The 14703-nt window shown below is 55.0% G+C and carries 15 protein-coding genes; 11 read left to right on the forward strand and 4 right to left on the reverse strand.

Going from position 1 to position 14703, the window contains the following annotated elements; translation table 11 throughout:
• Positions 1-102: 102 nt before the first annotated feature.
• Positions 103-1404 (forward strand): esterase-like activity of phytase family protein, encoded by a 1302-nt coding sequence (locus WA429_RS08610; RefSeq protein WP_287465353.1) that lies wholly within the window; start codon positions 103-105, stop codon positions 1402-1404.
• A gap of 105 nt (positions 1405-1509) precedes the next feature.
• Positions 1510-2481: an SAM-dependent methyltransferase gene (locus WA429_RS08615; protein ID WP_250280458.1), complete on the forward strand. Its 972-nt coding sequence runs from the start codon at positions 1510-1512 to the stop codon at positions 2479-2481.
• Here WA429_RS08615 and WA429_RS08620 read toward each other — a convergent pair.
• Positions 2472-2882 carry a GFA family protein gene (locus WA429_RS08620; protein WP_287465351.1) on the reverse strand — a complete coding sequence of 137 codons (411 nt, stop codon included), beginning with the start codon at positions 2880-2882 and terminating at the stop codon, positions 2472-2474. The two genes, WA429_RS08615 and WA429_RS08620, sit on opposite strands and share 10 nt — an antisense overlap.
• Positions 2883-3120: 238 nt before the next feature.
• Between WA429_RS08620 and nadB the strand changes: the two genes are divergently transcribed.
• The 3 genes from nadB to WA429_RS08635 all read left to right on the forward strand — a co-directional run bounded on the left by nadB (position 3121) and on the right by WA429_RS08635 (position 6455).
• Positions 3121-4767 carry an L-aspartate oxidase gene (gene nadB, locus WA429_RS08625; RefSeq protein ID WP_101247220.1) on the forward strand — a complete coding sequence of 549 codons (1647 nt, stop codon included), beginning with the start codon at positions 3121-3123 and terminating at the stop codon, positions 4765-4767.
• A 68-nt stretch (positions 4768-4835) separates the two neighbouring features.
• A complete protein-coding gene (locus WA429_RS08630; protein WP_206928230.1) occupies positions 4836-5288 on the forward strand; it encodes an MOSC domain-containing protein in 453 nt (150 codons plus the stop codon).
• 96 nt (positions 5289-5384) lie between these two features.
• Entirely contained in the window at positions 5385-6455 is a 1071-nt protein-coding gene (locus WA429_RS08635) for a sensor domain-containing diguanylate cyclase (RefSeq protein WP_228196107.1), read from the forward strand.
• Between the two features lie 18 nt (positions 6456-6473).
• On the opposite strand, the gene WA429_RS08640 is transcribed toward WA429_RS08635, so the two are convergent.
• Complete coding sequence (locus WA429_RS08640) at positions 6474-7091, reverse strand: DUF4269 domain-containing protein (RefSeq protein WP_287465348.1); 618 nt, start codon at positions 7089-7091, stop codon at positions 6474-6476.
• A 139-nt stretch (positions 7092-7230) separates the two neighbouring features.
• Between WA429_RS08640 and WA429_RS08645 the strand changes: the two genes are divergently transcribed.
• A complete protein-coding gene (locus WA429_RS08645; RefSeq protein ID WP_068519808.1) occupies positions 7231-8187 on the forward strand; it encodes an AEC family transporter in 957 nt (318 codons plus the stop codon).
• Positions 8188-8252: 65 nt separating this feature from the next.
• Here the strand turns inward: WA429_RS08645 and WA429_RS08650 are convergent, their stop codons facing one another.
• Positions 8253-9299 (reverse strand): YHYH protein, encoded by a 1047-nt coding sequence (locus WA429_RS08650; RefSeq protein WP_287465347.1) that lies wholly within the window; start codon positions 9297-9299, stop codon positions 8253-8255.
• Between the two features lie 12 nt (positions 9300-9311).
• On the opposite strand from WA429_RS08650, the gene WA429_RS08655 reads away from it, so the two are divergent.
• A complete protein-coding gene (locus WA429_RS08655; RefSeq protein ID WP_287465345.1) occupies positions 9312-9473 on the forward strand; it encodes a hypothetical protein in 162 nt (53 codons plus the stop codon).
• A 38-nt stretch (positions 9474-9511) separates the two neighbouring features.
• Here WA429_RS08655 and WA429_RS08660 read toward each other — a convergent pair whose 3' ends face one another.
• Complete coding sequence (locus tag WA429_RS08660; RefSeq protein ID WP_101247223.1) at positions 9512-11386, reverse strand: ABCB family ABC transporter ATP-binding protein/permease; 1875 nt, start codon at positions 11384-11386, stop codon at positions 9512-9514.
• A 251-nt stretch (positions 11387-11637) separates the two neighbouring features.
• On the opposite strand from WA429_RS08660, the gene WA429_RS08665 reads away from it, so the two are divergent.
• The 4 genes from WA429_RS08665 to rlmH all read left to right on the forward strand — a co-directional run bounded on the left by WA429_RS08665 (position 11638) and on the right by rlmH (position 14507).
• Entirely contained in the window at positions 11638-12924 is a 1287-nt protein-coding gene (locus WA429_RS08665) for a glutamate-5-semialdehyde dehydrogenase (RefSeq protein ID WP_287465343.1), read from the forward strand.
• Positions 12921-13529 (forward strand): nicotinate-nucleotide adenylyltransferase, encoded by a 609-nt coding sequence (locus WA429_RS08670; RefSeq protein ID WP_068519811.1) that lies wholly within the window; start codon positions 12921-12923, stop codon positions 13527-13529. Before WA429_RS08665 ends, WA429_RS08670 begins: the two co-directional genes overlap by 4 nt.
• A gap of 53 nt (positions 13530-13582) precedes the next feature.
• The gene (gene rsfS, locus WA429_RS08675) at positions 13583-13972 is read left to right on the forward strand and encodes a ribosome silencing factor (protein WP_228196103.1); all 390 of its coding nucleotides are present in this window, start codon (positions 13583-13585) and stop codon (positions 13970-13972) included.
• Between the two features lie 76 nt (positions 13973-14048).
• A complete protein-coding gene (gene rlmH, locus WA429_RS08680) occupies positions 14049-14507 on the forward strand; it encodes a 23S rRNA (pseudouridine(1915)-N(3))-methyltransferase RlmH (RefSeq protein ID WP_068519813.1) in 459 nt (152 codons plus the stop codon).
• The last annotated feature ends 196 nt before the right edge of the window (positions 14508-14703 follow it).

Below are 14703 nucleotides of genomic sequence, written 5' to 3' on the forward strand. Positions count from 1 at the left end.
GAATCTCTAATGTGAACAAGAACACAGTTCGCTCGAACATTTACGGGCTTGAGCTGTGGGTTCTTGCACTTTTTTCAGATTTTTCTGTGGGGGATTTATTCCATGAAACGGACGTTTGCAGCGGGCGTTGCCGGCTTTGCAGCCTTGCTTCTTGCCAGCTCGGCCATGGCAGGGGACGCCAGGGTTTTTGAAACCAAAAGCGCGATCAACAATCTTTCAACCGTGATGGTTGATGGCGGCAAGGCCCGGGACCTGACCATTGGTCTGGGCTCCGGTGCATATCGTCGTCCGGGTGATCCGGCCAACATGTTCTATGCCGTTTCCGACCGTGGTCCGAACTTTGTTTGCGGTGACGTTCAGGACGTTCTTGGCGTTGCCGAAGACGTCGTATGCAAAGGCAAGAAAGTCCGTATCTATCCGACCCCGGATTATTCCCCGTCAATCTACACCATTTTCCTCAATGACGATGGAAGCTTTGACATCAAGGATGTCATCACCATCAAGGATCAGAATGGTGTTCCGCTGACCGGCCTCACCAACAAGCTGACCGTTGCCAAAACCGAAAAGCCGGTTGATGCCAACGGCAACCCGCTTGAACAGTCCGTATCGTCAATCGATGCCGAAGGCATCATTCGCCTGTCTGATGGCACCTACTGGATTGGGGAAGAAAACGGCCCGTCCGTTTTGCATGTTGCAGCTGACGGTACCGTGATCGAACGCATCGTTCCGGCCGGATCGGAAAAAGATTTCGACGGTGCGGCCTATAAGGTATCGGGCGGACTTCCGGCCATTCTGGTGACGCGCCAGACCAACCGCGGCATTGAATCCATGGCCGTATCGCCAGACGAAACCAAGCTGTATTTCATGGTTCAGAACCCGCTGGCCAATCCGAATGCAGATGCCTACAAGGCGGCCAAGAACACCCGTCTGTTCGTTTATGACCGTGTGGCACAGAAGCTGACTGGCGAATATATCTATCAGCTTGATGATCCGCAGACCTTCCGCAACGATCCGTCCAAGAAACAGAATGCCCCGCGCATTTCCGAAGTCCTTGCCCTTGGCAATGACCGTCTTCTGGTTCTCGAACGGACCGACAAGACCACCAAGCTTCATGAAATCAAGCTTGATGGTGCGACCAACATCCTTGCAACCCGCTGGGATGACATGTCCACCAGCCCGTCACTTGAACAGCAAAATGACCTGTCGACCATTGATCTGGTTGCGGTGAACAAGACCCTTCGCTTTGACAGTGCCGATTACCCGGAAGCACCGAACAAGCTTGAAGGCCTTGCCATCATGGGCGACGGCGCGCTTGCCATGATCAATGACAATGATTTCGGCATCAAGGGCGACCCGACCAAGGTTATCCTGATTGACGGTCTGGTTCAGGCCGACAAATTCTGATTTGATCTGTTGCCACCTTGGCAACCGTCACATCGCGGCAGGAAAGCTGTTATGCAGCTTTCCTGCTTTTTTATTGGCTGAAATGGGCGTAAAAGCAGGCCCATGATGACAAACACACAGACATTCGACACCCCGGACGGCATCGATGCCGTTATTGAACCCATGGATGCAACCGGCTACCTCGCCCCTGTCGGGTTTGAGGATCAGCTGTTCAATGAACTGGGCGATGTCATTGAACGCCATGACCGGTTGATGTTCGCACCCGGCCCGGAACGCCGCGTTTTCTGGGCGCAGAATGTCTGGCGCAATCCGGTCCGGATTGCCATCCCGTCGATCAAGGGTGCGGCCAAAATCCTGAAATTCAATCAGCGCAACTGGGCCCTGTTCAAGTTTGATCATTTTTCCCGCGCCAAGCTGATCGAAGGGCACCTGCCCCATGTATCGGCAAAGCGTCAGGTATTTGGCGAACCGGCCCCGACAGCGCCGCTTGGTTCATGGACGCTGATTGATCCCGATACGATCATCGCATCGGCGGATTGTTCCAGCCCCTGGAAAAACGGCGATGTCGAATTTGAAGAAGACAAGGTCACACCGCCAAACCGCGCGTACCTGAAACTGTGGGAAGCCTTCACACGGCTTGGTGCCTATCCGCAGCCCGGACAACGCACCATGGATCTGGGCGGAAGCCCGGGTGGATGGACCTGGGTTCTGCATGAATTTGGCACCGATGTCATTTCCATCGACAAGGCGCGGCTGGACAGCAAAATTGCCAACTTGCCGCGCGTTGATTTCCGTCAGGAAAGTGCCTTTGGCCTCAATCCACAGGAAATCGGCCATATCGACTGGCTGTGCTCGGACGTGATTTGTTATCCGGATCGCCTGTTCACACTGGTCAATCAGTGGATGGAAACCGGCATGGCGACCAACTTTATCTGCACCATCAAATTGCAGGGCGATACGGATTACTCCGCCATCACCCAGTTTGCCGATATTCCCGGATCAAAGGTCGTGCATTTGTATAACAACAAGCACGAACTGACCTGGATGAAGGTGCCCGGCGTTACCGATCAGGATTGATCAAGCTGTTTGATCGCCGGATCAAGCGGGTAATAGTCACCCTTGTCCGCACAGAAAATCTGACCGGCTGTCGTCATGTTAGCGCTATCATCAAGGGTCCCTGGCATCACCGCCATATGATCGGCGCGCACCGGTCGCCAGAACAAACCGGTGCCGCATTCCTTGCAAAAACCGCGATCGGTTTTTTCCGACAAACGATACCAGCGCAACCCGTCATCGCGGATCAGATCAAGATGATGGCGATCAAACCGGGCATAGGAACTGACATGGCCGTGCAGTTTGCGACACAGATTGCAATGGCACATGACCGTATCATCGACCGGTCCATTGATTTGATAGCGCACGGCGCCGCAATGGCATCCGCCGTGATAGCCGGTTTTTTCGGCTGAGTGTTTGTTCACCGCGACCTCCCCCGATCGGTGATGAATGGTTCCTTTTTTTATCTGTCATGGTGTGCCGATAATGCAAGCACTGTGACACAGACTTTCCGTTCACCCCGTATTCATCACACCATTTCAGACAAATATGTTTGAGATTGATGAAAAGCAGTCCTATTCTGCGGCTTCTGTTCGGAGCCAGATGATGACGCCACCGCGCCATTCCCTGCCATCTGACCCCGCCCGAAAGTGATGGGATAAAATGTCCGAAAATTCTTTCCATTATGATGTGCTTGTCATCGGTAGTGGTGCTGCCGGTCTGTCCACTGCACTTAAACTCGCCCCGCATGTAAAGGTCGCTGTCCTGTCCAAGGGCAAGATCGATGACGGATCGACAAACTGGGCCCAGGGCGGGATCGCAGCGGTTCTTGATGCGACTGACAGCATCGAAAACCATGTTCGCGATACCCTGATTGCCGGTGCCGATCTGTGCAAACGTGAAACCGTTGAATTCGTTGCCGCCAATGCGCCGCGTGCGATTGCCTGGCTTGACGAACTTGGCATCCAGCTGACCCGTGATCCTGATGGCGACAACAGTCAGCCATTCCATCTGACCCGCGAAGGCGGGCACAGCCACCGGCGCATCGTCCATGCCGCCGACGCCACCGGCCGTGCGGTTCAGACCACCCTGCAAAGCCAGGCGGTCAATCATCCGAACATCAAGATTTTTGAAAATTATCTGGCGATTGATCTGGTCACTGATCGCAAATTCGGCGGCGAAGGACGGCGTTGCATCGGTGCCTATGCGCTTGATCTTGAAACCGGCAAGGTAAAATCATTCAATGCCCGCACGGTTGTTCTGGCGACCGGTGGTGCCAGCAAGGTTTACCGTTTCACATCCAACCCGGACGGATCGACCGGAGATGGTATCGCCATGGCATGGCGTGCGGGTTGCCGTGTGATGAACATGGAATTCAGCCAGTTCCACCCGACCTGTCTTTATCACCCGCAGGCCAAATCATTCCTGATTACCGAGGCCGTGCGCGGCGAAGGCGGCAAGTTGCTGTTGCCAGACGGCACACGGTTTATGGACCGGTTTGACGAACGTGGTGAACTGGCCCCGCGTGATATTGTCGCACGCGCCATTGACCATGAAATGAAGCGTCTGGGTGCTGATTGCGTCTATCTCGACATCACGCACAAGGGCAAGGATTTCATCAAAGAACACTTCCCGACGATTTATGAAACCTGCCTTGGTTATGGCATCGACATGACCAAACAGCCGATCCCGGTTGTTCCGGCCGCCCATTACACCTGTGGCGGGGTTCTGACCGATCTGCGCGGGCGCACCGACTTGACCGGGCTTTATGCGATTGGTGAATGTGCAGGCACCGGCCTTCATGGTGCGAACCGTCTGGCATCCAACTCGCTTCTGGAATGTCTGGTCTTTGGCGAGGCTGCGGCCAATGACATTATCGAAGCGCTTCCGGTCGAAGATCATTTCAAACCGATCCCCGATTGGGATGAAACCGGCATCACCGATTCCGACGAGGAAGTCATTGTTGCCCATAACTGGGAACAGTTGCGCAACGTGATGTGGGATTTTGTCGGCATCGTGCGCACCACCAAACGTGTGCAGCGCGCCCAGCACCGTGTTGATTTGCTGTTGTCGGAAATTGACGAATATTACGGCAATTTCCGTGTCACCAATGACCTTCTGGAACTGCGTAACCTGTCAGTGGTGGCCAAGCTGATCATTCAATCGGCCCTGTGGCGTCGCGAAAGCCGCGGGCTTCATTACACCACCGATTATCCCGACCTTGATCAAAGCGGATCACCGCGCCAGACCATTCTGGTGCCTGAAAACTTTGCCGGGCGCTGGGTAATTGCCGGTCAGTGGAAAACCTGACCGGTCACCTGGCGACACAAATCCATCCATACCAAAACATGCCCTGATGCCCGCAACGGAACCCCGCCATGACCGCGCACGCCACACTGATCGGAATTGCCCGCAAATCAAAGTCCCATGCGCCAATGGAGACACTGGATCAGGTTCAGGTCAGCACCGAACTTGGCGTTGATGGCGATTATCGCGGCAAGTTGCGCCGCCGGCAGGTCACGATCCTGGCCGAGGAAGGCTGGAACGCCGCCATCAACGAAATCGGCAAACCTGATCTGCCCTGGACGACAAGGCGGGCAAACCTGTTTGTGCGCGGGATCGATCTGCCCCGTGAAAAGGGCCGCAAACTTGTCATCGGCAGCGTAACATTTGAAATTACCGGGGAAACCGATCCCTGCCACCGCATGGATGATGCCGCACCGGGGTTAAAGGACGCCATGACGCCCGACTGGCGCGGCGGGGTAACGTGCCGGGTAATTGAAAGCGGCGAACTGGCGATCGGGGATCAGGTCACGATACCGGTGGCCTGATCGTCGCAACCGCACAGGAATTGAATTCGGGCATCGGGTATCGGGCAAACAGAATTTACATCAAAGGTTATTGATCAACCGGGGGGGGAAGATCAGATGAAAAAAGCTGAATTACCAGACAATGAAGCTGCCCGTCAGAAGTCGCTTGAAAGCATGGGCATTCTGACCAGTGATGCCGACCCCGAACTTGATCGTATTACCCGTGTTGCCCAACGCATTTTCGGATCGGAAATCGTGGCGATATCGCTTCTTGATAATGATCGCCAGTTTTTCAAATCCAACATCAATCAGCCGACATCGGAAACCCCGCGCGATATTTCGTTCTGTGGTCATGCCATTCTGGGTGACAAGACATTTGTCGTCGAGGATGCCGAACATGACGAACGGTTCCATGACAGCCCGCTTGTCACCGGCATTCCCAATGTGCGTGCCTATGCCGGTGTGCCGCTGACCAATCCGGATGGCTTCAAGATCGGCGCATTGTGCGTGGTCGATACCCAAACCCGCCATTTCAGCGAGGAAGACCTTCAGATTCTTGAAGATCTGGGTCATTGGGCGGAAACCGCGATTGCCCTGCGCTATGGCGCAAGAACCCCGCAACAGGTTCTTGATGATCTTGATCCGGCCAAACATGAATTGCTGATCGATCCGATGACGCGGACTTGGAATGACGTCGGGATGAAGGAATTCTTGCACCGCGAATTGATCAATGCCCGTCTCAAGCATGACAGTCTTGCGATCTATCGGTTTGAAATCGATGACCACGAAAGATTGCTGCAAACCTATGGCAAGGACACCGTCAACCGGATCGTTCAGGCGATTGCGTCGGTTATCACATCATCATTGCGTGACCGCGACGTTGTCGGGCGGGTTGATGAATGCGGCTTTGCCTGTCTGATGCCCGGTGTGCGTCAGGAACAGACAAGTTTCCTTGGCTTCAAGCTGTGCGATACGGTGCGCGAACAATGCCGCTTTACCGACATGGAAGGCGATCCTGTCCGCATCACCATCAGTGTCGGCGCCACCTGGGCTGACCCCGACACCAAACTGCATTTCAAAGCCAACCGGATCCTTGAGCATGCGGCAAATGCCATGGATCAGGCCAAGGCCGACGGGTTTGAAAACGTTGTTTATCGCGCCCTTCCTGCACCAGACCAACCGGTTTGACGCGGTTGGTCCCGGGCATCATTTTCTGATCGTTGATATCAACCGGTCGTGCATTTCGCCCGGTGTCATATCCACCATTTCCGCCAGAAAGATATAGGGATCGCCGTCCAGTCCCAACAGTTGGGCAAAGGCAGGTTCGGTTTTGACCCCCGCCATCTTCAGGGCCAGTACGCCTTTTGCGAAATCCGACCCCATCAAATGCAATATACGGGCTTCGACCAGCATATGGACAAATCCGAATTGCGACATGACCGGACAGTTTGTTGCAAATATCTCGACAGGAAAGCCGCCACAGACAAACCGGACAACCACCGCCGCCCCGACATTTGCCGTTGCCGCGCGATCATGACTGGAAAACTGCGCGAACGTATTCAATCGCGACATGGCAAATTTCCCGAACCGGCCAAGATCGGATGCATGACACAGAATATCGACATCGGAACTGGCAGTATCGATCCCGATCGGCAAAGTCCCGGCAACAACCGGATCAAAATCCGAAAGTATGTCCATGACCCCGAATTTTTGCAGAATTTCTGCGGCCTGACGCCCGCGCGAAGATGCCGACGTCAACCGATCCAGCCCGCGAAAGTCATCACGACGACACCCGCAAGGCCAATCCATTACTGTTTGGTTCATTGACAAAACCATTCCGTTTCTTGACCCGATCGACCAATGCGGAGATACCTGATAATCGCAGCCATTCCAATCAGATGGTGCTGCGCCAGCCATTTGCGCATGTTCCTGTGCGCAGCCAACCAGAAAGCCCGTAAGTCACATGCTTGATATTCTGGCGATCACGTCACCGATCTTCATGATCATCGCGATCGGCTATTTTGCAGTCTATCGCAATATCGTGCCGCAAAACATTGTGCGCGGCATGGGGGCATTTGTAATGAATTTCGCGTTGCCATGCCTGTTGATCCGGGCACTGGGGCAGCGTGATCTGACCGAAATTATCGAACCGGTCTATCTTCTGGCGTACGGGATCGGTTCGCTTCTGGTGTTTGCATTTGGCTATTTCTATGCCCTGAAAGTTGCCGGCAAAAGTCAGGCCAATGCTACCTTGCAAGGCCTTGGCATGTCGATGTGCAATAGCGGCTTTGTCGGATATCCAGTCGTATCCCAGATCCTTGGTCCGACTGCCGCAATTGGACTTGCGCTGTGTGTCATGATTGAAAACCTTGTGATGATGCCGCTGGTTCTGGTGCTGGGTGACAGTGCACAAAATAATGGGCAAAGCCGCGTACAGGTACTTGGCAAGGCGTTTGTCAATCTGGGGCGCAACCCGATCATTATCGGTATTGCCATCGGACTTGTGATTTCGTTATCGGGCGTCACATTGCCCGGCCCGATTGTCCGGGTGATTGACATGCTGGCATCGGCGTCGGGGCCGGTTGCATTGTTTGTCATTGGCGGGGGCCTTGTCGGGCTGAAGCTTAAGGGGCTTCGCGTCGATATGGCACGCATCGTCAGCGCAAAGCTGTTGCTGCACCCGATTCTGGTTTTTGTTCTGGTTTATCTTCTGCCGGATATGGATCCGACTTTGCGGATCGCCTGCGTTGCCTTTGCCTGTTCCCCGATGCTCAGCATCTATCCGATTTTCGGCCAACGTTATGGCCACGAAGGATTGTGCGCGGCGTCACTGATGATGGCGACATCCCTGTCATTCATCACCATCAGCACCGCATTGTGGCTTCTCGATACCACCCACGTCTTTGGTCCGCTGCCCTGACATCCAAAACAGCATCATCCGCCGCCACTTAACGGTGTTCCTCTATCTGTCACCGGCGAAAGATTTCACCTTGGTGGCTGGCCGAACTTTGGACGCTGTCCGGGGAAACCGCCACCTGGCGGAGGACCACGGCGACCATCCGGGCCTGCACCACCTGGGCCACCACCCGGACCACCCCCTGAACCACCCCCGGGGCCGCTACCCGGCCCATTTCCACCGGGTCCACCAGGCGGCATGCCACTCGGCCCCTTGTTGAAGCTGGGATCGCCAATACCGGCCAACAGACGCGGGATGAAGGGGAAACTCTCTGTCACGAAATAGGCATAGGTTCCTTGCGGATATTCCGGTGTCACGGTTTCGCGGCCATTGGCCTCGTCAAGGTCACCAAGACCGGGCACATATTCGAAATCCTCGCCATATGTTCCGTCATATGGCCCGCCCGGACCACCGGGACGCGTGCCGGTTTTGACCCGCCATGAACTGCGCAACGCGACCACCGGTGATCCCGGATCATTGGGGTCGGCATAGCCAAACATCGCATAGATCGGGAAACCGTCGGCCGCAAAACCGATGCGAATGGAATGCTGATCGGGTGACCAGCTTTTTATCAGCCCCTTGGGCACGCCATGATAATGATAAGTGCCATCGGGCTGCACATGGGCATTGTTTTGATCAAGCCCCAGATCAAGAGTTGGTGAAATCGCTTCGTATCGCCAGCCGGACTGGCGATTGCGTTGCCAGAATTCCGCAGTATAGGGATCAAACGGAACCCCGTTTACCGCAACACCGAATGACAATCGATCAATCGGGGCGAACCGCCCGGTGCGAACCGGGTTTAAAGGCAAACGGAATTCAAGGGCCTGCGCCTTGATCGCATTGGGGTTGCGCCGGTTCGGGAAACTGCCGGTAGCATGATCGGGAATGGCGTTTGATGTGATGTATCGATACCGGCCATCTTCACGCATGCGGACTTCGTTTGACAGTGCCCAGGCCTGCCGCGTCGGGTTCAAGACCATACCGGCCAGGGGCAACATGCCAAGCCCGACCAGAAGATTGCGCCGCATTCGGTCGACTTCTTTACGTGTGTCGCCGGTATATCTGCCCTCTTCCATCGGCGCGTGATCATGCTGATGATGGTGATGGTGGTGGTGGTGGTGGTGGTGATGGTGGTGGTGGTGATGAGCGGATTGCTGATCCTGCTGCGCGTGAAGTTCGCTTCGTGTCAGTTTCGGCACCGGACTTTCCCCCAAAAGCAGATGTGGCGTTATCCTGATAGTTGGGGATAACGCCACTCTGTTCCAGAGAAAAATCTGATATATCGGCCCTAGCCGGGGATTTCACCCGCATGCGCCAGGATTTCCTCGGCCTCGCGGATTTCCTGTTGCTGGGCCCACATTTCCGAATACAGTCCGTCCTGTGCCAGCAAATCCTGATGGCGGCCACGTTCGGCCACCTGCCCATCACGCAGGACAATGATTTCATCGGCATCGATCACGGTGGAAAGCCTGTGCGCAATCACAAGGGTCGTGTGACCGCGCGATACATCACGCAGGGCCTGCTGAATGTCCTTTTCCGTTCTGGTATCAAGGGCCGATGTTGCCTCGTCAAAGATCATGATTTTCGGACGTTTGAGCAACATTCGCGCAATCGACACGCGTTGCTTTTCCCCGCCCGAAAGTTTCAGACCGCGTTCACCCACCATGGTTTTGAACCCGTCGGGAAGACCTGCGACAAAACCGTCGATGCTGGCAAGTTTGGCAGCATTTTCGATTTCTTCCTGCGCGGCACCGGGGCGGCCATAGGAAATGTTATAGGCGATGGTATCGTTAAACAGCACGGTGTCCTGGGGCACGATGCCGATTTCCTGACGCAGTGAATTTTGCGTCACATCGCGGATATCCTGACCGTCAACCGTGATCCGCCCGCCCGATACGTCATAGAACCGGAACATCAGACGCGTCAGCGTCGATTTCCCTGCCCCGCTTGGCCCGACCACGGCAACGGTTTTACCCGCTGGCACCTCAAAGCTGACACCCTTAAGGATCTTTCGATCCGGGTTATAGGAAAAATGAACATCCTCGAACCGGATCGCTGCATCCTTGCAGGCAAGTGCATTTGCGCCCGGCTTGTCTTCGACTTCCTTGTCGACATCAAGCAACGAGAACATGCGTTCCATATCGGTCAGCGACTGTTTGATCTGTCGATAGACAAAGCCAAGGAAGTTCAGCGGCATATAAAGTTGCAGCAAATAAGTATTCACCAGCACAAAGTCGCCCACCGTCATGGTGCCGTCTTTGACCCCCTGGGCTGCCAACAACATATTCAGAACAAGACCGACCGCAATGATCGCACCCTGCCCGACATTGAGCTTGGAAAGCGAAACCTGTGACTGGACTGCTGCAATCTCATAGCCCCGCAATGCGGCGTCATACCGCTTTGATTCGTGGGCTTCGTTATTGAAATATTTAACCGTCTCGTAATTGATCAGACTGTCGATCGCCTTGGTATTGGCTTCGTCATCGCGCTTGTTCATTTCACGGCGGAACTTCATCCGCCATTCGGTCACCACCAGCGTAAAGACGATATAGATCACGATGGTGACAAAGGTGATCAGCGCAAACCAGACATCATAAAGCGCCCATAGGATCACCGAGACCATAACGATTTCAAGCAGGGTCGGCAGGATATTGAACAGCATGAAGGACAACAGGAATTCAATACCCTTGACCCCGCGTTCAATCGCGCGTGACAGCCCGCCCATCTGACGATCCAGATGAAAGCGCAGCGACAATCCATGAAGATGTTCAAAAACACCAAGGGCCGATGTGCGAATGGCCCGCTGGGCCACCTTGGCAAAGATCGCATCGCGCATCTCGCCGAATGCCGCCACCAGAATACGCACAAGGCCATAACCGACAATCAGCGCAACCGGCACAACGATCAGTGATGTACCATCCGTCCCGCCCGACTGCGCTGCCGATTGCGCGGCATCACCGGCCTTTTCCCCGCCGCCCAGCGCATCGACCGCATATTTGTATAATACCGGAATGTAAACGTTTGCGACCTTGGCCCCGACAAGAAACAGCAAGGCCAGAACAACCCGCGCCTTAAGTTCGACTTCGCCGCGTGGCCACAAATAGGGCAGAAATGTTTTGATAACGCCAAACTCCGCGCGCGCGGTCGGCTGATCGGAACCCATATTTTTCAATTTCTTATCCCCAAACAGGTACCGGACAGCATGGCGGGATGCGCACGGTATGTCTTTTCATTCTGTCCCAAACAGATGGACCGGAATGCCCGCTTTGGCAAGCACGCATGGACGTTTATCCACTTAAGATCATTGCGAACTGCGGGTTTGATGTCTATTTTGCCAATTTGTTGATAAAATCTCAAAACGGCGGGTTTGACGCAGATGCGATCAAACCGCTTTCTAGGAACGGAACCAGGACCATGACGGCGCTTGCCAGTATCGAAAGTCAGGACATCGCGACGCTTATGCGCGAAATGGGCATCAATGCCCGCACCGCTGCACTCGAACTTGCACAGGTCCCGTCAGAACCAAAAGTAGCCGCCCTGAAAACCGCCGCCGCAAAGCTTCGCGAAAATGCCGCTGTCATTCTTGAAGCCAATGCCAAGGATATGGAAGCCGGCCGTGCAAAGGGCCTTACGGCTGCCCTTCTGGACCGTCTTGCCCTTGACGAAGCCCGGATCGAAGGCATTGCGGCGGGTGTCGAAGCGGTCGCAGATCTTCCTGATCCCGTTGGTCGTGAACTGGCCCGCTGGAGCCCGGAACATAACGGGCTTGATATCGCACGCGTTTCGGTACCGCTTGGCGTGATTGGCATCATTTATGAAAGCCGCCCGAACGTTACCGCCGATGCCGGTGCGATGTGCATCAAATCAGGCAATGCCGCGATCCTGCGCGGCGGGTCGGAAAGCTTCAACTCGTCGCGCGCGATCTTTGATTGCATGAAAGCCGGCATCATCGAGGCTGGCCTGCCCGAACATGCCATCCAGATGATCCCGGTGACCGATCGTGCCGCGGTTGGCGAAATGCTGAAATTGTCGGACTATATCGATGTGATCGTTCCGCGCGGGGGCAAGTCGCTTATTTCGCGCATTACCGATGAAAGCCGCATTCCGCTGTTCAAACATCTTGAAGGCCTTTGCCACACCTATGTCCATGCCAGTGCCGACCCGCAAAAGGCCGTGGATATCGTGGTCAATGCCAAGATGCGCCGTGTGGGTATCTGTGGTGCGACCGAAACCGTCCTGATTGACAGTTCGGTTGCCGGGCGTCTGTTGCCCCGTATTGCCGAGGCACTGGTTGCCAAGGGCTGCGAGCTGCGCGGTGATGAAACCGCACAGGCGATTGATGGCCGCATCAAACCGGCGACGGCGGATGACTGGGTCACCGAATATCTTGATGCGATTGTCTCGATCAAGGTTGTCTCGGGCGTTGATGAAGCCGTCAATCACATCAACACATACGGTTCGCACCATACCGATGCGATCATTGCCGAAAACGCCACCGCCACCGCGACCTTCCTCAACGGGGTTGATTCGGGGATCGTGATTGTCAATGCATCGACCCAGTTTGCCGATGGCGGCGAATTTGGCATGGGGGCAGAAATCGGCATTTCGACCGGCAAGCTTCATGCACGCGGTCCGGTCGGAGTCGAACAGCTGACCAGCTATAAATACATCGTGCGCGGTCAGGGTCAGACCCGTCCATGAGCGTCCCTGCGCCAAGATCGCATGTCGCACCAAAACGCGTCGGATTGCTGGGCGGGTCGTTCAACCCCGCCCATGAAGGGCACCTTCATATATCGCTCGAAGCGTTGAAACGCCTGCAATTGGACGCGGTTTGGTGGCTGGTATCCCCGCAGAACCCACTTAAGTCCAGAACCGGTATGGCCGACCTTGCCGATCGCTTTGATTCTGCACTGATGATGGCAAAGCATCCCCGCATTGTTGTTTCTGCAATTGAAACCGAGCTTGGAACCCGCTATACGGCCGACACTCTTGCAGCCTTGCAGCGTCGTTTTACCCAAACACGGTTCGTTTGGCTGATGGGAGCAGACAACCTGGCCCAGTTCCATAAATGGAAATGGTGGGACAGGTTGATTTTACGTGCTCCCATTGCGGTTATCGACCGTGAGGGGTATTCTAACAAGGCATTGTCCGGAACCGCCGCGCGCCGTATGGAACGCTGGCGTATTCCCATGGACAGGGCGGGTTTGCTGGCCGATCTTGATGTTCCGGCCTGGGTATACCTGCCGATCAAGCGCCATCCGGCCTCTTCGACCGCAATTCGCGCCGAAGGCAGATGGCAGGTGTAAGCAACACGGAGAGGTGCGTTTCGGGTTATCCGACCATCCCGTGGAAAGTTAAGGTGGCGACCATAGGTACCGCAAAACAAACTCTGAAGCCGGGCGAAATGCTTGCGCTGATCCAGAGATCGCTCGAAGACGACAAGGCAGAAGACCTTGTCACCATTGATCTGACCGATAAAACCTCCCTTGCCGATCATATGATCATTGCAACCGGCTCGTCATCACGTCGTGTGGCAGCCATGGCAGAACATATTGTCGAAGCAATCAAGGATGCAGGTCAGGGCCGTGCCCAGGCAGAGGGCAAGGAACAGGGTGACTGGGTTCTGGTTGATACCGGCGATGTCATCGTTCATCTGTTCCGTCCGGAAGTTCGCGCCTTCTACAACATCGAAGAGATGTGGGGCGTTGAAAACCCGGCTCTGAAACAGCAGGCAGCGCGGCTGTATTAACAGCCCGCGCTGTTTGGCGCCTGCCGGTTGCGGGCGTCACTGAACAGATATCTGCATAACGGTCTGGATCTGAGACATGCAAATTACCCTTGCTGCGGTCGGGCGGATGAAAGCCGGCCCCGAAAAAGATCTGTTTGACCATTATGCAGCCCGGCTGCGCTGGCCCTTTGCCGTACGCGAAGTCGAAGAAAAGAAAAAACTCCCCCCCAATCAGCTCAAAGACCGCGAAGCAGAATTGCTGCTTGGCGCCATACCCGACAACGCGTTCCTGATTGCCCTTGATGAACGCGGCAAGGAATATGGTTCGATCGAGTTTGCCCAAAAACTCGAAGGCTGGATGGATCAGTATGCCGGCAATATCGCCTTTGCCATTGGCGGGGCGGACGGGCATGGCGCGGCCCTTAAATCCCGCGCCAATACGCTATGGTCACTGGGCAAGGCCACCTGGCCGCATATGCTGGTGCGCGCACTGATTGCCGAACAACTGTTCCGCGCACATGCCATCCAGACCAATCATCCCTATCACCGCGAATAAAATATCGGGTGCACTGCACCCCCTGTCCTGACGGCCTTTTCGTTCAGATCGCAACGGATGACCGAGTGAAGAAATCGCTTCTCTCGTTTTTCGTGCATGTTGCCTTGCAACATATCGCCATTCCCGCTAACATTTTCATCACAAGAAAAAAACATTCCCAATATCAAAAATACTCTTGGGTAGTGGCGAGGCTTTG

This window comes from Thalassospira sp. CH_XMU1420-2 (assembly GCF_037029325.1).
GTDB lineage: Bacteria > Pseudomonadota > Alphaproteobacteria > Rhodospirillales > Thalassospiraceae > Thalassospira > Thalassospira povalilytica.

Bases quoted from the DNA above. Each gene is read 5' to 3' on its own strand.
- WA429_RS08650 (WP_287465347.1), bottom strand. From the start codon at position 9,299: ATGGAAGAGGGCAGATATACCGGCGACACACGTAAAGAAGTCGACCGA.
- WA429_RS08640 (WP_287465348.1), bottom strand. From the start codon at position 7,091: ATGAACCAAACAGTAATGGATTGGCCTTGCGGGTGTCGTCGTGATGAC.
- rlmH (WP_068519813.1), top strand. From the start codon at position 14,049: ATGCAAATTACCCTTGCTGCGGTCGGGCGGATGAAAGCCGGCCCCGAA.
- WA429_RS08665 (WP_287465343.1), top strand. From the start codon at position 11,638: ATGACGGCGCTTGCCAGTATCGAAAGTCAGGACATCGCGACGCTTATG.
- WA429_RS08655 (WP_287465345.1), top strand. From the start codon at position 9,312: ATGCTGATGATGGTGATGGTGGTGGTGGTGGTGGTGGTGATGGTGGTG.
- WA429_RS08670 (WP_068519811.1), top strand. From the start codon at position 12,921: ATGAGCGTCCCTGCGCCAAGATCGCATGTCGCACCAAAACGCGTCGGA.
- WA429_RS08660 (WP_101247223.1), bottom strand. From the start codon at position 11,386: ATGGGTTCCGATCAGCCGACCGCGCGCGCGGAGTTTGGCGTTATCAAA.
- WA429_RS08645 (WP_068519808.1), top strand. From the start codon at position 7,231: ATGCTTGATATTCTGGCGATCACGTCACCGATCTTCATGATCATCGCG.
- WA429_RS08615 (WP_250280458.1), top strand. From the start codon at position 1,510: ATGACAAACACACAGACATTCGACACCCCGGACGGCATCGATGCCGTT.
- WA429_RS08610 (WP_287465353.1), top strand. From the start codon at position 103: ATGAAACGGACGTTTGCAGCGGGCGTTGCCGGCTTTGCAGCCTTGCTT.
- nadB (WP_101247220.1), top strand. From the start codon at position 3,121: ATGTCCGAAAATTCTTTCCATTATGATGTGCTTGTCATCGGTAGTGGT.
- WA429_RS08635 (WP_228196107.1), top strand. From the start codon at position 5,385: ATGAAAAAAGCTGAATTACCAGACAATGAAGCTGCCCGTCAGAAGTCG.
- WA429_RS08630 (WP_206928230.1), top strand. From the start codon at position 4,836: ATGACCGCGCACGCCACACTGATCGGAATTGCCCGCAAATCAAAGTCC.